Source organism: Methanohalophilus portucalensis, assembly GCF_002761295.1.
GTDB lineage: Archaea > Halobacteriota > Methanosarcinia > Methanosarcinales > Methanosarcinaceae > Methanohalophilus > Methanohalophilus portucalensis.
Genome location: NZ_CP017881.1, coordinates 956,885 through 978,968, shown reverse-complemented (window position 1 = coordinate 978,968; position 22,084 = coordinate 956,885). Strand labels below are relative to the sequence as shown.

The window sequence follows — 22,084 nt, the reverse complement described above, 5'->3', positions numbered from 1 at the left end:
ACAAAACACAAAGGGGATGAATGTATTTTGTCAAATGAGTACTGGGAAGAACTCAGGGCAACAAAATACAGAAATCAGGTCAAAGAGGTCAAGTTCAAATTATTAATCCATAATATAGACAGGTCTGTCTCTGTTTCAGTAATTATTCAAATGGGGATTTCTACAGAGCCCGAATACGTACCCTATTTTGGTTCCCTAAAGGGAGCCCACCTTACCTATATGGATCGAAAAGGCAATGATGCTGATCTAGCTTCTCTTACAATAAGTCTCCTCAGGGCTTCTGATATCCCTGCTCGCTATGTTTACGGGACAATAGAGCTCGATAGCGAACAGGCAAAGAATTATTTTGGGATGGAAAATGAAAGTGCCATTGAGGATATGCTTCTGAAAAATGGAATATCCGCACAATCTGTTTCTAATGGAATACAGTTTGATCATATATGGGTAGAGGCCTATGTAGATGGAAATTGGATTCAATTTGACCCATCTTTCAAACAATACAATTATACTTCTGGAATGGATCTCATAAGTCTTGCACAGGATTCAGATAATTATAGTTCCATTCTGCAAGATAATATCAATACTTCCGGTGATAATGTAACTGGCATTAATATTTCAGGCATAAATAGTTCTTTTTCTATAATGAGTGACAATTTCAGTTCTCTTATCAATACCAAATATGCAAACAAGAGCAACAGTGAAATTTTTGGCACAAAACAAATCATACCTCACACAGATTACGATACTATACCAGAAGAACTTCCATATAAGACAATAGGAGTGCATGGAGAATATGCAGACCTGCCCGATATATTCAACCATAAATTGGGAATTAATTTCACTGGAATTGATATTGTCCTGGATACAACAGAGGTAGCAGGAAAAAGGATCTCTGTTTTTTATGAACCCAGCAATGAGGACGATAGGACTAATTTTAACAGTACAGATAATCTAAGTGAATTGAATGCACTTGAAATTAATATGTCCGCACTTCTTAGAGTGGACGGCGCACTAAAAGCTGTTGGAGATCCAGAAACACTGGGTTCTGAACAAGAGCTGGAAATTAGTTTCATTGCACCGGGCGGGCAAACTGATTCCTACACCCGTACACTTCAAACAGGTGCTTATTTTGTAATTGGTCTTGCATTGCAACCGGTTTCAACTGCTCATATGTCTGAGAGAGTAGAAAGGTATGAAGTAACCAGTGAACTGCTGGATATGGATTATTTCAATGTTACAAAAGACGAATTATATGGGGAACTTTTGAACTTACAGGCACTTACTTTTTGGGGGAAATACGGATTATACAATAATATTGCTGCTAAAGCTACAAACGTTGTATATACCAGACATCCATCTGTGATTCTCGTTGGAACTGAGTTTGATATTACTGAAGCAGATGATAATAGAAGTATAAAGATGAACGGTGTTTATACAGACATCGTACGGGACATTATAAATCCTGCAGCAAAAGATGGTGATTCTGCAAAGTCATATGCTTTTCTTTTTACCCGGGGAATGACCGCATCTTCTATGGAACAGAGCATGCTTTCCCTTAGTTACAATGTAACAGCCTACTCCACTTCGGAAATTATAAGAGAAGCAGGAGATCAAGGCATTCCGATACTAACACTTAATGATTCAAACTGGGCAGATAAAAATTCCTCCCTCAGTATCTCTAAAGATCAGAAAATAATAGTAGAAAATGCTGTAGAATCAGGGTATACTGTTATTGTTCCCGGTGAAGAAGTAGAAGTCGGTAATTTTACAGGAAGTGTGTTTATTGTTTTTGATCCGGCTACCGGCGCTTCTTCTTATTACGGTCCTGATGGAAAAGGATGGGGTTGGCTGGATACCCTTAAAACCGGCCTGGAAGCAGGTGTATCAGCAGCCGGTAGTGTTGTGAAAGGAACTGCAAAGGTTATCGCTGATACCGGAGGCAAAGTTGCTGGAGTTGCTACAGGTGTAATCAGTACGGTAGGAGAAGCAGTAAATGGAACTGGATCTACAATTGCCCGGGTTGCAAAAACAGCAGTAACAGGAGCGGTCAATGCAGCCGGATATGTGGTGACAACAGTCGTCCCCACTGCTGCTGCTGGCGTAACAGCAGCTACTACTGCAGGACTTGTTGTTGTAACGGCTTTTACAGCTGACCGTGTAACCGAACTTAGTAAAACTGTTATTGATGTTTATGATGCAAAAGCAGATTATGAAAAATCAATGACAGAATATAAAGAAACTCAGGAGAAACTAAAGGATAAGAAAGAGCAGATTAGAAAAGAAGATCTGGAAGTGAAAAAGGAAGAACTGAAAGAGAAGAAAGAGGAACTTGAAGAGAAGAAGGAAAAGGTCGAAGAAGAGGAAGAGATTGATCTGGATAAGGAGAAAGAAGAGCAGGAAGATAAAGAAGACGATGACTTAGACGAAGAGGAAAAGGATAAAGAAGAGGATGACGATTTTCCCGGAGATGAAGAGAAGCCCGATGAAAAAGAGCTGGAAGATGAACTTGAACTTGATGACCTGCCAGAACCCGAAGACGATCCACTAGAACCTTCCAGTCCCGGAGGAGATCACCCGGATGATACATTCAGTGTGGCAAGTTCAAAACTCCGTAATAGTGATATGACAAGTTTACAGATCAGGAATGCTTATAAAAAAGGATATACAACTCCTGTACGCCTCAATGAATATAAGCTCGGCCAGCTTGATATGGAAAAGTTCAGGGATTATACAAATAACGAAGATTTGGCAACAATTTATAATCTCAGTGATTCCCAATCAAGTATCTATACCAATATTGTAAAGAACTATGATACCATTAATGAAGAACTTGAACTGGCACCCGATGTATTGATGCTTCAAAAAGGCTTCTATGCATCTGCAAAATCAATGGTTGAAAACAGAGGAATACCTGTTCAACTGATAAGGGTTCAGGATTTCACTACTGCTGACACCGAGCAGCTTGTACATGACACACCGGTGCTATTTTTACCTTCAGGCTCTTTATATGGCTTGGATTCATCGACTCTCATAAGAGATAAATTTGCAGAATATGTGGCAGAGGGTGGAACTTTATTTGTAATGGCCCAGCAGCATGGTTATGAATATAATATCCTCCCCCACAATGGTACAAGATCGGTTGGAGGAGCGGGATGGCAGGAAGACCAGAGCTGTCTGTACAATGCGGCAAGTATCGGTACTTACCATCCGGCGGTTTCAGGCCAGCCAAACCCAACCCTTACAGTAAACATTGATGGTTATTTTACCACCTATCCAGAAAATTCTACTATCATTTTGAAGCGTAATAAGAATAGTATGCCTGCCATGCTTGCTTACGATTACTATAATGGAACTGTAATTGCAACCTCGGTATATGACGATTGGGCTTACTTTGATGGCGCTTCAACTTTGCAGGGCGAACTTCTAGTACGTGATGTACTGGCATGGGCAGAAAATCCGGCCAATGTAGAAGCAATACTTGATACAGATAGTATAGAGATCCCGGTAAACATAACCAACAAAGGAGATTTTGCAGCCACAAAGGTCAATTTCACGTTTACCGATCCACTTGGCAGTTCTGAGGTTGAAGACACAATAAATCTTGATCCCGAACTTGAACCCGGCTCAAGCAGGGAAGTCAATTTCTCCTGTGACCCAAGAAACGGGAGCACACTTGGTGTGTGGAACCTGGACTATATTCTTGTAAATGAGAGTGACACAATATACACTGAATATGATGCCAGAAAAGTTGCTATTGGAAAATATGTTACCTCTGATAAGGGATACAGTACAACCCCTGATATTACCTATAGTGTCAGGTCAACCAATGACCATTTTGCTTACGGAAGTAATGCGGTTTTTACAGTCACAGTTTGGAATCACGGGAATAATGATCAAAATGTCACTTTAAAATATTGTTTCCCGCATCACGGCTGGATAGAATATGATGATGCTTATGGAATAAAGGAAAGCGACCGTTCATGGTACAACCTCGAAGAAGAAATTGAAGTACCAGCTCAGGGTAGCGCTTCTTTCAATCACGAACTTGAAAATGTACGTACATTTGATCGTTTATGGTCCAAACTTTATGACAGTAATGATAAAAAGATCGGATCTTCGAGTCTTGGTTTCTATTCCTTCAATCCCAAACTGGAAATTGAATTTGATTCCAGAGATACATTTAGGCTCAATAGTAACAATACGTTGAATTTCACAATTAATGAGGAAACAGGAAATATTTACAATGCATCAGTAGAGGTGAAAATATATGATGCAAAATCCAACCTGATTAAGCGTGAAAATACAATTTCGAACATAACCGATGATCAGCCTTATAATGGCAGCATAAATTTCAGCCCTGAAAAGACTGGTAGTTATAATTTTGTGGTTGAAGTCACAAAAGATGACCGGCGGCTTGGCACCAATTCCCAATACATTCTTGCAAAAGAAAAGGTTTTGAACATTGATGTGTCAGAAGAACCTGTTTATCGCTTCAATGCAACAAACACTTTCAACATCACTGTTGAAAATATGGAAAAGACAAATTTCAGTGGCCTTGAAATTGAAACTATTTATGTGACACCTGACGGGAATACAGCTTATTCCGATACAATGACATTGGATCTTGAAGCTGAAAGTTCCCGCCAAGTTGGAATTCAGATACCTTTTAATGAAACATTCTTTGGAAGGCATACTGTATCATTCACCCTCCTGGAAGATACGAATATACTGGATGATACAGAATACTCCTTTGACTATTCACCCAAACTGTGGGCTCATCTTTCATCATCTGTTCTGGTGAAGGATACAGAAGAAATCATTAAGGTATCTGTTACCAACGGAAATGCTCCTGCCGAGCTTATGCTTAACATAAGCAGTCCAGAGGATATAGGATATCAAAACTATAGCAAAATTGTGCTGGATGCAGGAGAAAGGAAGGATATCGAATATGAGTTGCCAGTGAAATCAAATGTAGCTGCAGGTGCAATTACGATAGACCTCCAGGCAAATGAAAAATCAAAACAGGATTATTCATTGATAACCAAGCAATTGACATATACAGGCGGGACGTCAAAACTTACCCCCTCGTTACCATCATACGCAGTAGCAGGCAGCAATCTTACTTTCAACATTACAAATGAAGGGCCTTCAGATACCAGCACCGATTATTCTATATATTTCCTTGGAACTTCGGAAAATGGTGAAGGAATTGAAATAGAGGACAATGCAACCATAAATGTAGAGGTCCCGGTCCCAATGGTAAGTTCCGGAGAATACAATCTGGCATATGATATTCAGAATATGGGCACTTCCAGAACCACCCGGCAATCCATTCCTGTACAAGTTAGGGGTCTTGACCTGAATATGTCCATGGAAGAAGACGAGTTGCGTGCTGATGGGTATATACCTGTGATACTTAATAATTCAGGTATTGATACGACAGTTGACCTGAGAGCACAACTTAGAAAGGGCAGTTCTAATTCTGTATTCACAAAAGAAAATGTCACATTGGATTCTGGTGAAGAAAAAATTGTGGAAATTCCTCTCTCACCTTCACTTCCCAGTGGAGCATACGCCTTGAGTTTGAGTTATGAGAACAGCAGTTATGATATGAGTGGCGAGAGGGAGTATAGCACAAAAATAAATGGACTTGATCTGGATTTTAATGTTGTTGAAAATGAACATGTTACCGGAGAAAGTCTTGGTTTTGTAATTGAAAACGTTGGAAAGCTGGATGCTGTATCTGATGTAAAGATTTGGTTGGATAATGAAGAGCTGGGAACTCAGCAGGCTTCAACTCCCTCAGGAGAACAATCGGTACTTACCTATAATATTCCTGAAAACCTTCCTACAGGGTCTTATAATTTGTTTGTCCGCTGTGGAGAACAAAACAGTGGAAGAATTCTGACATTTTCAAAGACAATTCCTGTATCCGGTTTAGAATATAAACTGGAATTAGAAACCCAAACTGTAACACCCAATGAATATCTTATAGCTAGTGTTTTGAATACAGGAGCAATTCCTCTTTCAGGAGACTATGAACTTAGAATCATGGATAATGGCATCCAAATTGAAAATTCCACTGGAACAATTTCTTCGGCTGGTATCGGAGAAACTGAGGAATTGTCTCTGGAAGTACCCGTCGGTCTGGAAAGTGGCACCTATACTTTCACTTTTGAGTTTACAGACCAGCTGGGTAGAGAAGATAGCAGGGCTGTGCCTGCCTATATTCCAGATCCAAGCTTTGAGATTACTCTTAATCGTACCGAATATAGCCAGGGAGATTCAATAGGTGTGTCACTGGACAATATCACAACTATTGATAATGGCCAGTTTACAATGACCTTCTTTGATGCAAAGAACAATACTATTTCAAATGCTACTGAGGAAAAGGATGCATCCAGTGGTTCTGTGGACCTTGCATTTGAAATCCCTGAAGGTATTATGTCGGGTAATTACATTTTGTTCGTTGATGTCAAAGACAAAGATACTGGTTTGAGTAATTCCACTTCTGCATCATTGCCAGTAGAAGGAATTACTATTACTCCACAGATCAGAACTGACAGAACAAAATATCTTGAAAATGACAATGTATCCTATGATGTCAGGTTAAATTACACCGGTTCAGTACCCGAAGGAAATGCATCTATCAAAGCCTATTTGCAAGAAGGTGTGTCATCTTCTGATGAATTTACTCTGGAAACTAACTTTAGTCCATACCTACTAAAAGGAGATAGTGAGTTTATTGTAAATTTAAATTACAATTTACTCAATATTTATGATATATCTTCACAGGCCTGGACTGAAATGGAAGTGCCAGTTGAAAGTTGGGAAGCTGACGTCACATTAACTGAAGATTATATCTGGATTACGTCTGATGCCAATCTGCTTCGTATTGATAAGAATACAAAAGATATCTCAATATTCAATGAATCAAATAGTGACTATAATGAATCTGAAGTTTCATTAATTGAAGGTCATAATGAAGATTTATGGATACTTGATTCTGAAAGTGTTTCTGTTTACACTATCTCTGATGGATTGGGAACATCGGATATCAATGTTCCAGATATAAGTAAGCCAAAGGACATTACGTCTTTTGAAGAGATAGTTGCTGTTATTGATTCATCTGGAACTATACATGAATATAACTACACATCTGATGATGTTTTAACTTATGAAACAGGACTTACGAATGTTCGTGAGTTTGAGTACAGCCAGAGGATTTACTGGATAGTCTATCAAACATATGAATTAGAATTAGAGCTGTATAGTTATAATCCTGAAAATCCTGAAACTTCAGGTCCCGAAGAAAGTATGGGACCCACTTCTGGATTAGCCACCGCGGGTGAGAAACTATATGCTTTAGAAGTATATACTAATTGGCTATACATCTTCGACGGTGAAAACTGGAATGAATACAGTGGAGATATGATACCGCAAAATACCCAATACGAATTAGAAAGCGGTGACGGAAGTGTACTGGTATATGGTGGATACTTCAACCAAGAATTACATGACGAAGGTGGAGGCGACTTCATTCAAGGAGGTTGGATTACATCCCTTAGTGGCCAAGAAAAGCAACTTGTCATGGATAAAACCGTCAACCTTGCAGATTTCGACAATGAAGGTACATATCTGAATTATCAGGACAAATACCTTTCAGATAATCAAGGACGATTGACCTTTGAACTCGAAGCTGTAACCGATTATAACCAGATAACGGATACTGACCGGGTTTCTGTAGATGTCTATGAAAAAGATGTCTCTGTGGCACTTTCTACTGCAAAGGAATATTACAGGACAGATGAGACGATTAATGCCAATGTTCTTGTTTCCAATAATGCTCCTGCACTATTTGAAAGGGAGCTTGTCCTTTTAATTGATGGGAATGAATTCAATCGATCTGATCTTTCAATCGCATCTGCAGAAAATAGCAGGTTGGAAGTTGAAATCCCCGATCTTAATCCCGGCAATCATACAGTAAGTGTCGTAGTTGGTGATACTGTTGTCACCAGGGATATTATTGTGGAAGATCCTGTAATCCAGGTCAGTATGAATGCTCCAGAAATTGTAAACCATGAGGCATTTACTGTAGAGCTTTTTGCAAAGAATCCGGGTAATGTCGAGGCAAGGACAGATGTGAAAATCAAAAATCTTGTTCTTGATGAGGATGAGTTTGGTTTTGTTCTTCCACCCGGAACCTCAAGGTCTGTAGAGTTTAATGCAACCATTGACACAAACACCACCATTATCGCCAATTTTACAGGAGACAGCTCTGAAAACCTTACAAAAGAGATCGAATTGGGAGAAAGAGTGGATATTGATTGTCAATGTCAGCCTATATACAGAGCCGGAACTGTAGAGATCCCGGTAAACATAACCAACATCGGTGAATATAACAGTGATTTCAATATAACTTTTTCAGTCAACGCAACAACACAGACAAACAGATCATATCTGCTGGGTATAAATCAAAGTATTGAAGACGTGCTGGTCTTTGATCTGGCTGAAGGAGATTATACATTGAATGCAAGTGGTGACATACCTGTTGTGTTTGAAGAGGTTTCTTTCTCTGCAAATGAGTTGGTGGACTTTGAAACTGGAGAATTGGATATTGTCTCAGGCAATCTCACATTCCTGGTTAATGTCAGCAATGGTCAACCACAGCTTCCCTTTAACGGAACTCTGTCGGTAGTTACGGATTTCTATGAAGATACTGAAATGATTAACCTCTCTGCAGAGGAAAATATCAGTACAGGGTACGAAATTCCTTTGCCAGAGTCTTCAGGAAACTATACCCTGAATGTAACTTTGCTTGAAAATGAAAAGGTGATCAATTTCACAAATTCCACTTTCAATATAGAATTACCTCAATTTAATGTTGTACCCGCCTCTTCGAATAAGCAAAGGGTGCAGCCTGCTGAAACGGTCACTTATAATTTCACTGTTTCAAATACAGGTTCTGTTGGAGGAATGACCGATATGTATCTGGATATCCCGGGTATATATGAAGAATCCATGGCTTACTGGATTGACTCTGGAGAAAAACATAATTTCTCCTTCTCTTTCAAAGCACCTGATGACCTTCCTGAAGGTTATTACAGGATGTACTATGGTCTTGAAGAAAACGAGTTAAATGAGAGCAGTTTCTATCTGGAAGGTGCCAATGTTACCGTTACTTCCTGGCTTGACAGGCGGTCTTATCTGCCAGGGGAGAATGCAACCCTTACCATGCAGATCAGCAATAATGGAAACCATACCCTGGATCTTTACAGCAGGGTCAAGTACTTCGATTTTGAAGATATCCATAATTTCACAGTCGATGGTAGCAATACCAGTAACTTCTCAGTGGAAATTCCTATTTCTGAAACCGATAATAAAGTGTTTATCAGTGTCTATCTGAATGCACCCGAGGGGGGAGAGGATTCAGGACGTTCCCTGTATATAAACTCTGATTACATCCATGATAAAAGAGATATCAATGGCCTTCGAATAAGCACAGAAAAGCAGGCATATGAGGCCGAAGAGACCGTTACCATGAATGTTAATGTAACCCGTGCGGACAATCTGACAATAGTTGGTCCCGGCCTTGATCATGAAGAGTATATTACGGGCAATACTACAATCGAATTTGAAGTACCTAACATAATGTCAGGCATGTACAGTTATGATATTACTTATGGGAACACTTCCGGAGAATATCTGTTAGACATACATGGTTTCAAATTGATTGTAAAGGCTGCAGAAATCGAAATGGAAAAGGAAGGTGAATGAAATGGTATCTATCAGCAGAAGAGGTTTTGTCAGACCAATGGTTTTGACCCTTCTGGGTCTTTTTATTTTGATTGCCTTAACAGCTTCCTTTTCAGGTGCTGCAGAGGATAAATATTTCTCAGGGGATAATATCACTGTAAATCTGCTGCTTGATGCAAATAAAGAAGCTCCTGCAGAGTTACAGCTGATGATATACAATCCTGAAAATAAACTTATAGTAAATGGAACTAAGGAGTTTGATCTTGAAGAGGGTGAGAATCAGATAAATTATACTGTTCCTTTTATTACTGATATGGACGGGTTACATTACATCAGATATGATATCTTTGCGGATTTAGATGGAGGACAGACTTTGGTTCAAAGCAGTACTCAGTATTTTGATGGTGAGATAAACGATCCACCTGTAATTGATCTTATTTCTCCTGAGATGAATAGCATCTATTCTCCGGAAGATGAAATATTATTTTCTGCAAATGTATCTGACCCAGAAGGCCAGAAAACAAACATTTCATGGAGTACAAATGTCAGTGGAATAATCGGTAATGGTACATCATTTTATTCAAACCTCGATTCTGTAGGAACGCATAAAATTACCATAACCGCAGAAGATGAAATGGGTGCTGAAAGTAACCAAAGTATTCTAATAGAGATTGCAGAAAGAAATGATCAAAATGCTATAAGCACAGGTAAAGGCAGTAGTGGTACAGGTTCTACTCCAGCCATTACAAATCCATCAGAAAATGATGGAAATGAAGCAATACCATCTGGAAGTGATGAGCAGATTGATGTGCCAAATGAAGATGTGGGAAGTGATGAAACCCAGAACATTCCTGAAAACGAAGACGAAAGGGGCTTTCTTCCCGGATTTGAAGCAATCGTTTTAATTTTGGGCCTTTTATTTGCTACAGGAGTTAAACGAAGGGGAATTTGATATACTCCCCTTCATATATAATTATAAATTTTTAAACAACCATCCTTACCCAAACCCCTAACATATGTAGCCCAATTGCAGCACTATAAATATCTCCCTGCCAATCTACTCTCCAGGGTTAAAACCTCAAGGAGTGGGGAGAAATAAATGATAGAAAAAGTGGTGCTATACAAACAGGGAAAAAATATTGACCCGGCAATTGTCTTTTCAGCCATTTTGGACAACAACGGGAAGATTCGTCGCAACAGGATGTATCGGCTCTATTCGGGCCACGGGTACAACCGGGGGTGAGCGAAAAATCCTAAAATGGCCTTTCTACAACCTCCTTCCTGTGTTTTGGATTGTTAAGCTCCCTGCAAAGGGAGCTCTTTTTTAAAATAATATTAGATTTTAATTGACTATATTTCAGGCTCTGTAGAAATCCCCATTTGAATAATTACTGAAACAGAGACAGACCTGTCTATATTATGGATTAATAATTTGAACTTGACCTCTTTGACCTGATTTCTGTATTTTGTTGCCCTGAGTTCTTCCCTATACTTCCTTTTCAAAACAGAAAACATCGTCTCTACCAGGTTTCTATAATGATAGATGTCTTCATCAAATTCATCTCTCATTTTACGACGGTATTTTCCCCTGATCTTTTTCCTTTTTCTGCATCTTACGGGTATGATGGCTTCTGCTTTCAATTCTTCATTGATTAGAGCATGTACCTTTTCAGAATCATATCCTTTATCCATCAGATAACAATCAGCTTTTCTCCTTTTGTGACATTGTCTAAGTAATGTCGATGCATGCTTTGCATCATGCACAGGTTTACCTGAAATCTTAAAACCAGTTACAATGAAATTCTCAACGTCAACAGCTATACTTGTTTTCAGATACGACCGTCTCTTTTTTCCTGTTCTTACAGAATAATAGTAGCTACAATGTCCTCCTGTAAATCCACTTGAATCAATAGCAACCAGAGGTATTTTTTCGCCATGCGAATAGAAGAGTTTCAGAGTTTGGTGAAGTAAGCTATTGAAATAGAATGAAGATATTCTATTGGTAAATTTGTGTAATGTTGTGAAGTGAGGTACTTGTTTTATACCAATCTTGGACTGAACACTATCCATTAAGTCAACAATTTTAACAAATTTTCTGTAATTTTCATTTATGTAATCTTTGAATAATATCAAAGTCAGTAACTGATGTTGAGTATACTTTCTTTTGGAATACTTACAGCTGTAGATTGGAAGATGGGATCTTCCAGCTACAGACATAGCTGTATCGATAAAGTTTAAGTACTCATTTGACAAAATACATTCATCCCCTTTGTGTTTTGTCTATCCAGAATCACATTGGGGACTTCTTCTTATAAAAATAATGATGTATTAGTGAAAGTTAGAGGAAAGGGTTTCTACAGAGCCATAATATTATAGTCCCATTGAAAATTACAAAGAGATATTAAATTCACCGTAGGAAATACTTATTCAAAATAGCTTACAGACAATTTTGATATTGTATATACAGCAACATGTCTGTAATACTTAAATGTTATGTATTTTTAAGAAGTTGGATTGAAAAAAGTTCATAATTAGTTCTTTAGCAAACCAAAAGTAGATTGAGAACATGGATGCCCAACCATGTTCTCATATTAATCCCCCACTCCATGTATCAGCCGTAGTCCCCCAACTCGGCTGATCCAGCCCGGAACAATGCTGCACAAATCCCGGACAATTCTTACATTGTCATGGATAGATATAACACAACCGGATTAAAATAAGATAAAGACCCTGATATTTTTAAAGAATTAAAAAATTTCAAAGCCGTATTAATGATTTGTCTCATTCTTGCTTTCTGGATTCGATTATCTCCAGACTGCGACGAAGCATCACTTCTCCCAGGAAAAGCAGCAAGGCAGCCAGGATGAAATACATCTTCCAGCTGACAGGCTCCATGCGACTCTGGAGGGAGTTCTGCCGGGCATCTTCCAACAATTTAGCTCTGGCTTGCTGTATATTGTCATAGACCTTGCCACCATTTTGGTTTATATGAGAAGGAAGTTTTTCATTCAGTCCTACATCGCGGTATTCAATGGCATAATTCACAGCAATTGGATAACCACTCACATAATGCATCCCGATTGTTTTTGGGAATATCTGGGCTTCATAGGTGTTTTTCCCAACAAAAGCCAGTTCCAGTTCATTGTCTCTGTATGTAAGTTCCGGAACTTTCTCATCATACATTGTAAGAGTGATTTTAGCAGGTAGCCCGTACCATGTATCCGGAGCCTTCACAACCGCACCTTCTTCGGGTTGTGGGTCTGCTACAGCCCAGTTAAGAGTTGCTGCTGTTAGATTATCCTGATTCCCGAAATTGTTGTGATCTGTGGTTACAGATGCAACCCTACCCAATCCATACCTCCATGTCGTTATAACCGGACTACCGTCTTCTGCCAAAACAACCCTTTCAGAACCGGGTTTTGCAGTTACACCGTTATAAAAAGTGACATTGGAGACTTCGGAGTTTTCTGTTATGAAATGAGTGGGATTGTATTCCACCAGCAGGTAAGTGTCTGTTGCATTAACATCTTCCTCTTCATCTCGTCCATCGGTCTGTGATTGGTCGGTTTGGATATCACCAACGGTAAATCCTTCTGGTGTAATGAAGTAATTCTCACCCAGTACAGCTTCTCCTTCAATTTCCTGTATGAATTTTTCCGCATAATCGGTTCCAGAAGGATCACTAAATCGGAAAAATTGGAACACTACATTATGTTCTTTTTGAATAGACTGGGCTTTTTGAATACTGTTTGCATAATAGTTCTCAATCTTTCCATCAGAAAGAATCATGATTATTTTCTGGCCTGGTACATCTTCAAGCAATTCTGTAGTCTTTTGTAATCCTGCACCCAAATCTGAACCTGAACCTGCTCCTATGGAGTCAATTATTTCTTCTATATCTTTCTGGTTGGATTTTTTATTCAATGCTTGTAGTTCTGAAAGAATATGTCCTTCATCGTCAAATGCAATTATGCCCATTTTAGCATCTGAAAAATCTGGATTTTTGGTTACATTTTTTGCTGATTCCTTAACATAAGATATGAAAAACATTTCACTTTTATTTATTCCCTTGTCCTGAAGACCTTGACCAGGGACGTATTCTTTTTCATCTGGATCATAAGAGGGTGGTTTGTAATCTCCTCCTAAAATACTACCAGATTTATCAATAACAAGCACCACAACTTCCCCACCGGTGCTTTCCGTAGGATAGGAATATACGGGGAGCAATTTTTCTAGTGAAGAATTGCGGTAATCTCCATTGTTATAAGCCTGATTTCCGCCTATTACCACCAGTCCACCACCGTTGGTGACGTATTTTTGGAGATTAGTTATATCTTCTTCATTAAGTGCATCAATATACAGATTGTCAATTATGACTGCTTTTTTACCATCGAGTTGAGTGAAGTTGTCGTCCGTGACAGGAGTGTATAATTGGTTCAAATCTCTTGCAAAAGGTGAATTGTAACTTTCACCGGTTACATATTGCACTTTGGGCTTGGGCACCACATAAACAGATTTGGTGAATTTATTGTTTATACTGTCATAATCCTCACTTCGTGGTACTAATTCCACTTCTATTGTATGTGCACCGGTGGACTCAAAAATGACCGGTTCTTTGGGTCGGATTACATTCTGTTTAGTACTATGCGGATTTATTGTACTGAGCAGACCGTTACGTTTTTTCTCATCTACCTTTAGGTTTATAGAATAATCTACCAAATCGCGGTTTGCCTGCTCAACTACAATATCAAAAATATATTCTCCAAGGACTGCGGTTTTTTCTCCTTCTATCCGGACACTCATATCATTGTGCTGTGTTTCAGGAGTGACTGCATAAACCGTGCTATTAATCTTTTCAGCATATTGCAGGGAATCTTCCAGATTTTCCCCGTAGTTATTGTTCCCATCAGTCACCAGCACGACCTGGTTATCACTGCTGGCATACTGCACCACAGCGTCTCCCAGAGCGGTCTTGTCGCCTGTCAGCCTGACAAGACTGGTTGGGGTTTTGGTAGTAAGGCTTTCGTAGAGTTCATCGGCCACACCTTCCTCGAAGAGCTGCATGCTTTTGGTTTCATCCGAAATAATCACAAGTTGCGGATTTTCCTGCTCTGTTACCTGGCTTACTAGGGTAAAAGGGGAAGCAATGGCAACTATCAACAGGGACAGGACAATTGCCCTGGAGATGAGCAGTTTTTTGTTACCACCCTTAAGCATAAGGTATAGAGTACCTGCCAGCACGGGTAGTATAAATGCAAGTATAATGGGTTGTTCAAAGGAAAGCATCACAGTTCACCCCGGTTGCGTATAATCAGGATTTCAAGTATTGCCAGTAGTATAGCCAGTATAATCAGGTAATTGTCCAGATAGTTCTTTGCCTCATAACTATCCTGACGGACTATGTCAGGGCTGTCCCTGTTCTGGTCTGAAACACGTTCCATTACCTCCGATCCTTGCCTGGTAGTATCCGATTCACGGTCACTGTACAGGTTGGCCGCTACGGTACGTCCTCCGATCTTATATGTCCCGGCCTGCTCGAACAATACCTTCTGGGTGGTTATTGTACCGGTGGGTGTCTGTACTGTCATTTCCCGGGCAAGAGAGGTTATATCTCCGGTCTCATGGTTATAGTCGCTTATATCTCCGCTGCCACCGAGCCAGGCTGTAAGCCGTGCCCAGAGCACCGGGTATTCGGGCAGGTTGTGGAAATTGTTCCAGGGCTCACCCAACTCATCATTGAAGCCGAAATATACCAGTGTCCCGTCTCCCACAGACCAGTGGGCAAGTAAAGGGTCTCCCTGCTCGGTTGCAACCAGAACGGTTGCATCATTACGCGGTGTGGCATTGAGATATTTGTACATGGCAATCTCGTTGAATTTCACATCATCTGTAAGGCTTGAGGACTGGACAACTTCCAGATCGATACCCAGGATATTCTGTGCTTCAGCCACATCACCGGGTATAACCGGAAGCATTCCCTGGAACTGGTCTGTGGCATTGCCGCCTGCAAGCATCTGGCTGGCTACAACTACAACCCGCCCTCCATTGTTCAGGAAACTGTCAAGCCTTTCTACCTCAGTGGATGCAAGAGGACGGTTTTTCAGCCCAATGACCATTATCCTGTAATCATCGGTGGAAGAAGGAATTCCCTCAGCCGTAGAAATATCCACAGACGCCAGTGTCGAAAGAGAAATATTTGATGGTAACTTCTCTTCATCCGAAACAAACAGGGTTTTCGTATCCGATTGGGTTGGAATTACCACATATGCATTATTGTCGGCCGGCAAACTATCCTCATCTGCAATTGATATTGATGTAACCCCGGGAGATAGGGGATTCACACGAAACTGGGCCGTATCCGAGGGTCCCACATTAAGAGAGCGCTTTACTGAACCAGCCGGGTTTTCAATTTCTATATCAACCCTTTCGGTAAAGTCATTATAATTCTTGACAACACAGGTATACACGTAATTACCGTCTTCGGTGTCTATCCAGCCGTCTATGATTCCCACATTGCCCACTGCTGAGCTTACATCAACAAAAGCAGTGTCAATCCCATAGGACTGGGCAAGCTGTTTTGTAGATACCGGATCTTCTCCTTCCCAGCTGGCAAAATCGGACACCACAATCATTGTACCGCCTCTCTGCGAAAGCAGTCTCATACCTTCAGACATTGCTCCGGAAATATCAGCTATCGTGTCGCTGGGCTCGATATTTTCAAGCGCATCAGATGCTTGTGAAGAACCTGTGTTCTCAACAACAATTTCCGGACTGCTTTTAGCCAGTATTATACTGTTCTTCTTGCTGAGATATCCTTCAGCCAGGCGTGTTGCATCGTCAAAACGATTGCCTGCCTGCATACTTGCGGAGGCGTCAATGACAATTACAGTATGCTCATCACTCAGGTCTTCCTGGGAAGTGTAAAAAGGCGCTGCTGCAGCGGTGGAAAGCAGTATGAGTACAAGCAGCTGGATAAGAAACAGTGGATCTTTGAGCAGTTTACGGATTGATGAAAAACGTTTTTTCTGCTTCTCCACCTGCATTAAGAACATCAGGGAAGGTATACTAAGCTGGACAGGTTTGGGCCTGAGAAGATAAATTATTATTAAAGGGATCACACTTGCAAGAGCGGCAAGGGCCATTGTGTTATCAAAGGGCATTACCATCGCCTCCTGCTGCTCAGTGTTTCAAGGAAAGCCTCAAAGATTGGCTTATCGTTTGAAAACTGGTAAAAATCCACACCTACATGATCACAGGCTTCCTGTATCCTGTAGACATGCTCATTGAGCAATTCCTGATAATTCTTCTGGAAATTCTTGCTGACATAGGTTTGCAATTCTTCACCACTTTCCATATCAGTCAATTTTGCCAGACCATCAACTTGTAGATCCTTTTCAGTTTTATCCATTACCTGTATCACAATAAGTTCATGGACTGAAAGCCTGTATATAGCGGATTCAATGGATTTTGGATCGTCCAGGAAGTCAGAAATTATTATTACAAGGGAACGCGAACGTATCGCTTTTTCGTATTGTTTCACGCATTCCTCAATGGATGTCTTGCCCCCGGTTTCTGCTTCTGCCAGCCTGTCGATAGCCCTGAGCAGGTATTTCCTGCCACGTTTTGGCTGACTGAAACTAACATTGGTTGCAAATGTGGAAATTGCGAACTTGTCATTATCTTTTGTTACAAGATAAGCAAATCCGATAGCAAGCATCGCACCATATTCGAATTTGGTAGGCCCTTCTGATGAATATTCCATACTATTGCTTGCATCCAGCAGGATATGGTTTGTCAGGGATTTACTTTCCTCAAATTCCCTTACATAGAGTTTTTCTGTACGTGCATAGACATTCCAGTCAATAGTCCTTGGTTCATCACCCCAGTGATACTCCCTGTATCCCCGGGTATCTAATCCCTTCCCACTGTGGATTGAGCGACGGCTACCGGCGTATACACTGGATACTCGCTTGCGTACCATAAAGGAAAACCTGTCAAGTTCCTTCAGGAAACTAACATCAATGCTATGTCTTTTTTCAGTCATTGAAGGGGCCCTTTATTATTTGTGGGAAAGCTCATTCAGTTCTTGTAATGATCTCGCCAATAACTTTGTCCGGAGTAATTCCCCTGCGCTCGGATTCGAATGTCAGCATTATACGATGCCTGAGTATCGGATAAGCCATGGTATCCACATCTTCCTTGCTTACATAATTACGCCCGTGAATAAGTGCGCGGGCCTTGGCTGCAAGTATCAATCCTATAGAGGCACGTGGGGAAGCACCGTATTCCAGGTGTTCTTTCCAGTTACGTGTTGTCATGACGACTTTGATGGCATAGGCCTTTATGTCCTCGGCAATCGGTACTTCCCGGGTAAGGCGTTGCAGTTCCAGCACCGAACTTTTCTTGAGAACCCGGTTTACTTCAGGTATATCCACCATGGTGTAACGGCGCACAATTTCCTTTTCCTCATCAAAAGAGGGGTAATCCAGCAGGATCTTGAGCAAAAACCTGTCCAGCTGGGCCTCGGGTAGAGGGAATGTACCTTCCATTTCTATAGGGTTCTGGGTTGCCAGAAGGAGGAAGGGTTTGTCCAGGATAAATGTATCATTTCCTACAGTCACCTGTTTTTCCTGCATTGCTTCGAGCAGGGCTGACTGGGTTTTAGGGGATGCCCTGTTTACTTCGTCTGCAAGCACTATATTGGCAAAAACAGGTCCTGCTTCGAATTTAAATTCCTTGTGCCCGCCGCTTTCCTCTATAAAATGAGTACCTGTAATATCTGCAGGCATCAGATCCGGAGTACACTGGATTCTACTGAATGTCAGGTCCATAACCTTTGCAATTGTGGATATTGTAAGGGTTTTTCCCAGACCTGGATTACTTTCCACAAGTGTATGCCCATTACACAGGATGGACACAATAATCTGTTCCACTGTTTCTTTCTGACCTACAATTACCTTTGAAATCTCATTGAAAAGATTGGTAAAAATATCACTGGTATTACGGTAGATATCCGCTTCACCTGATTGAGAACTTTTGTCCATATAATTACTCCTGCTACATTATCTGGTTAATTCTTCAAAATATGATTTTATGATTGGCTCATACCCTTCCGGCAGTTCTTCACGATAAGCCGGAGCAGTCATCTGTCCGACTTCGTATGAAGAAGAGGGTTTGAATTCCGGCTGGGTTTCATCTTCCTGCCCGGTAGGTGTAAAGCCGGATTCTGATCCTGGCGGTATACTCAGGTCCACTTCTTCACCTTCCACCACGACTACCACAGGTTCACCTGTAATATTTTCCTTTCCTGCCTCATTCCCATCTCCATCAGAGGGGAAATAATCTTCAGGCGTATCACCATTATCGGGAATCCCCGGTATATTGTCGATTACTTCTTTCATTCCTTCGGGAGTTATGTCTGTGCGAAAATCCGAATATATAACTATACCCAGGGCCGAGGTAGTGAAAATCAAAAGGATAAATATGACCTTGAGTTTTTTCTTGTCAAGAAAAGCAGATGAATGTATTTCCTTTGTAGTTTCCAGCACTGAATAAATCAAATCATTGATTATAACATTGTTCAGATTGCGGTTATCATAGGCTGTCCTGAGCCTTTCTTTCAGGACTGGATATTTCTCTTCTGCCAGTAAGATAACTGAGGTGTTCTTTTCTCTTCTATAGAGCAGCAAAGTTATTATTAGGGAAATTCCAATTGAAATAAGAAGAAGTGCAATAGTTGAAAATGAAATTGTCAATGAAGCAACATCATAACTTTTATCGGCATATAATTCCAGTGCTCTTACCAGTCCAAATGCATTTTCCATATTTACCAAAAGCAGGACAGTATAGATGGCAAGGGTCAGGATGACAAATTCTGCCAGTTTAAACAACCGCTGGTATTTGCGAACAGCATTTTCCTGCCGATGAATGAATTGTTCAAGATCCTCTGTACCGGTCATTGAATTTCACTCTTCCATGTAACTCTGGTAGGAACCCAGATTCTTTAACATATAAACTTTTTGATTCAAGTTATCAAGTGCTTCTTTTACATCGGGATCTTTTATACTTCCATTCATATCGATGTAGAACACATAATCTCCCAGGGACATTTTGGAAGGGCGTGATTCAATCCTTGTAAGGTTGATCCCTCTTGTAGCAAGTTCACCCAGCATTTCATAGAGGGCACCCGGGTGGTCTCTGTCAAGATAGACGATAATTGAAGTTTTACAGTCATGTGTACAGGTTTGAATTCGCTTGTCTTGCTTTCTGGCAATTACTACAAACCGGGTGAGATCAGGTTTCCAATCCTGTATGTCTTCTGCAAGAATGTCAAGCCCGAAACTTTCAGACGCCTTTCTGGACGCAATAGCAGCCATTTCCGAAAATTCCGTTGCAAGCTTAGCAGCATGTGAAGTACTACCTGTAGTCCTGATCTCCACATCCGGGTAATTCTTCCGGATGAAATGGCGACATTGTGCCAGTGCCTGAGGATGGGACAGAATTATTCTTATATCCTCTTTTTTCCCCCTTGAAAGCAGGCAGTGATGGATATGAACCACAACTTCCCCAATGATTGAAAATTCATGTTCCAGCAGTAGGTCAAGGGTAACACCGACAGAACCCTCTATAGAATTTTCTATTGGTACAACACCATAGTCTATGGAATTATCCTGAAGAACTTCAAATACTTCTGAAATGTCCTTCAGATATGAAATATCCGGATTAGTTCCAAGGTGTGCTTTCCATATATTTGCAGCTTTTTCAGAATATGAACTTTCAGGCCCCAAAATGCCGATTTTCATTGACTTTCATAGATGACTGATATTTAAAATAATTTGTGATAAAATAGCATATAGATAGATGTCTCCAAATTCCTTAACAACCTATCAATTGCGCATTATCCTGAAAATCATTGTCAGACCTGTGAGATTAATAACTCCTATCAAAATCCCTCCCACAAGGTGCATGTTGTTTTCCAAAGAAGTAGTAGAGTCCTGATTTTTATCTTTTTCCTTTATTTTAATTACCATATCGTTCTCGATATATAGTGTATCCTTGTATGTTTCACCACTGCTATCAATCACTGTTTCCAGAGTGTATTGTTTATTCTTTTCCAGACCGGTTATATAGTACACGGAATCATTGCTTCCAGAACAAACTTCTTTACCACTACTGCTAAGTTTAATGCTGGTAATGCCCGGTGACACGACTTTTAGCACTGCATATTCTTTCAGGTTCTTTTCCTTTCCCTCACAAAAAGCAGGCCTATCCGCAATGCCAAGCGTACTCAACATAATTGGTGCTATATCTTCCTGGCCAATCGTTTCCTGAATTCGTTGTTGTTTAATGTTGGGGGACAAAATTATCAATGGCACATTGCGAACCTCATTTGCAGAGGCATATTTGTCTGATTTTGCCCCTCCTCTTGATTCAGCATCAGGAAATGCCATCCCATGGTCAGACGTGATAACCAGTGCCAGATTGTTTTCCTGGCATGTTTCATAAAGGGGCACAATCATGGAATCAAGGTTTTCAATACACTGACTATAACCTTTATAGCCCCGGTAGAGTCCTGCTGTGTCAAGCGCGGCAATATTGACGGTTATGAAGTACTTTCTATCCCTGCCTTCATTTTCAAGGATATTGATAGAATCCATTGCAGCATCCAGAGCCAATTTATTGTAGGTATAATATCTCTGGATTGTGCCGGAAGGCGTACTCTCAACTCTGGATAATGCCCGGGATGCATGTGTCTCAAACTCTGTTGTAAGAAGCGGAAGGGCATCTATATCCTTTTTTCCGGATACCGAAACCTGCATTACGGGTTCATTTATGGAATTGGTTGTGTCATGGAGAACAAGATCATTTTCTGCAACTACTTCTTCGGAGTCACCTCTCTCCAGTACCCCAACTGTCAGGTATCCATGTTTCTTTACAACGTCATAAATACTGGCATTATCATAACCTACCATTGTGTCATCTGCATCCCTGTTACCTGTCATGATAACATTGTGTCCGCTATTACCTTTCAGTTCAGGGACAAAAACAGAATCAAAAATCACAGCCTGATTATATATTTTTGGAAGATTTGACATCCCGGGTTTTTTGAGAATGGAACCATCGATTGTTTTTACATCCAGCTCAGGATTTATGTATCCGTTTCCAAGACCATCAACTATCAGTACCACTACACCATCAGGATTATTTGTATCTCCTGCTTCAATAAATGTTGCACATCCGGCCGGATTTATTGTAATGCATAAAAATAATAGGAGGAGAAGTATTTTCCCAATCTGCCAAATTTGCCTTCTGGAATATATCATCAAGA

At 40.4% G+C, this 22,084-nt stretch carries 11 protein-coding genes; 3 read left to right on the top strand and 8 right to left on the bottom strand.

Annotation, left to right across the window (positions count from 1 at the left end; all coding sequences use genetic code 11):
• Positions 1-150 precede the first annotated feature (150 nt).
• The 3 genes from BKM01_RS05060 (at position 151) to BKM01_RS10775 (ending at position 10,999) form a co-directional block, all read left to right on the top strand.
• A complete protein-coding gene (locus tag BKM01_RS05060) occupies positions 151-9,777 on the top strand; it encodes a transglutaminase domain-containing protein (protein WP_257790292.1) in 9,627 nt (3,208 codons plus the stop codon).
• A gap of 1 nt (position 9,778) precedes the next feature.
• Entirely contained in the window at positions 9,779-10,708 is a 930-nt protein-coding gene (locus tag BKM01_RS05055; protein WP_072362028.1) for a hypothetical protein, read from the top strand.
• 147 nt (positions 10,709-10,855) lie between these two features.
• Entirely contained in the window at positions 10,856-10,999 is a 144-nt protein-coding gene (locus BKM01_RS10775; RefSeq protein WP_157769616.1) for a hypothetical protein, read from the top strand.
• 107 nt (positions 11,000-11,106) lie between these two features.
• Here the strand turns inward: BKM01_RS10775 and BKM01_RS05050 are convergent, their stop codons facing one another.
• The 8 genes from BKM01_RS05050 to BKM01_RS05015 form a co-directional block, all read right to left on the bottom strand.
• Positions 11,107-12,012, bottom strand: coding sequence for an IS5 family transposase (locus BKM01_RS05050; protein ID WP_099816295.1), 906 nt, complete (start codon positions 12,010-12,012; stop codon positions 11,107-11,109).
• A 525-nt stretch (positions 12,013-12,537) separates the two neighbouring features.
• On the bottom strand, positions 12,538-15,042 hold the full coding sequence (locus tag BKM01_RS05045) for a vWA domain-containing protein (RefSeq protein ID WP_072360948.1): 2,505 nt from the start codon (positions 15,040-15,042) through the stop codon (positions 12,538-12,540).
• Positions 15,042-16,916 (bottom strand): vWA domain-containing protein, encoded by a 1,875-nt coding sequence (locus tag BKM01_RS05040; protein WP_072360950.1) that lies wholly within the window; start codon positions 16,914-16,916, stop codon positions 15,042-15,044. The genes BKM01_RS05045 and BKM01_RS05040 overlap by 1 nt, the downstream gene beginning before the upstream one ends.
• Positions 16,916-17,800 carry a DUF58 domain-containing protein gene (locus tag BKM01_RS05035; RefSeq protein ID WP_072360953.1) on the bottom strand — a complete coding sequence of 295 codons (885 nt, stop codon included), beginning with the start codon at positions 17,798-17,800 and terminating at the stop codon, positions 16,916-16,918. Before BKM01_RS05035 ends, BKM01_RS05040 begins: the two co-directional genes overlap by 1 nt.
• A 31-nt stretch (positions 17,801-17,831) precedes the next feature.
• A complete protein-coding gene (locus BKM01_RS05030; RefSeq protein ID WP_072360955.1) occupies positions 17,832-18,800 on the bottom strand; it encodes an AAA family ATPase in 969 nt (322 codons plus the stop codon).
• Between the two features lie 18 nt (positions 18,801-18,818).
• Positions 18,819-19,715, bottom strand: coding sequence for a DUF7502 family protein (locus BKM01_RS05025; protein WP_072360957.1), 897 nt, complete (start codon positions 19,713-19,715; stop codon positions 18,819-18,821).
• 6 nt (positions 19,716-19,721) lie between these two features.
• On the bottom strand, positions 19,722-20,558 hold the full coding sequence (gene pheA, locus BKM01_RS05020; protein WP_072360959.1) for a prephenate dehydratase: 837 nt from the start codon (positions 20,556-20,558) through the stop codon (positions 19,722-19,724).
• Positions 20,559-20,642: 84 nt separating this feature from the next.
• On the bottom strand, positions 20,643-21,944 hold the full coding sequence (locus BKM01_RS05015; RefSeq protein ID WP_157769615.1) for a sulfatase-like hydrolase/transferase: 1,302 nt from the start codon (positions 21,942-21,944) through the stop codon (positions 20,643-20,645).
• Between the last annotated feature and the right edge of the window lie 140 nt (positions 21,945-22,084).

What these genes read in the sequence shown, in the direction of transcription:
- BKM01_RS05030 (WP_072360955.1), bottom strand. Translation starts at nt 18,800, where the DNA reads ATGGACAAAAGTTCTCAATCAGGTGAAGCGGATATCTACCGTAATACC.
- BKM01_RS05045 (WP_072360948.1), bottom strand. Translation starts at nt 15,042, where the DNA reads ATGCTTTCCTTTGAACAACCCATTATACTTGCATTTATACTACCCGTG.
- BKM01_RS05025 (WP_072360957.1), bottom strand. Translation starts at nt 19,715, where the DNA reads ATGACCGGTACAGAGGATCTTGAACAATTCATTCATCGGCAGGAAAAT.
- BKM01_RS05055 (WP_072362028.1), top strand. Translation starts at nt 9,779, where the DNA reads ATGGTATCTATCAGCAGAAGAGGTTTTGTCAGACCAATGGTTTTGACC.
- BKM01_RS10775 (WP_157769616.1), top strand. Translation starts at nt 10,856, where the DNA reads ATGATAGAAAAAGTGGTGCTATACAAACAGGGAAAAAATATTGACCCG.
- pheA (WP_072360959.1), bottom strand. Translation starts at nt 20,558, where the DNA reads ATGAAAATCGGCATTTTGGGGCCTGAAAGTTCATATTCTGAAAAAGCT.
- BKM01_RS05040 (WP_072360950.1), bottom strand. Translation starts at nt 16,916, where the DNA reads ATGCCCTTTGATAACACAATGGCCCTTGCCGCTCTTGCAAGTGTGATC.
- BKM01_RS05035 (WP_072360953.1), bottom strand. Translation starts at nt 17,800, where the DNA reads ATGACTGAAAAAAGACATAGCATTGATGTTAGTTTCCTGAAGGAACTT.
- BKM01_RS05060 (WP_257790292.1), top strand. Translation starts at nt 151, where the DNA reads ATGGGGATTTCTACAGAGCCCGAATACGTACCCTATTTTGGTTCCCTA.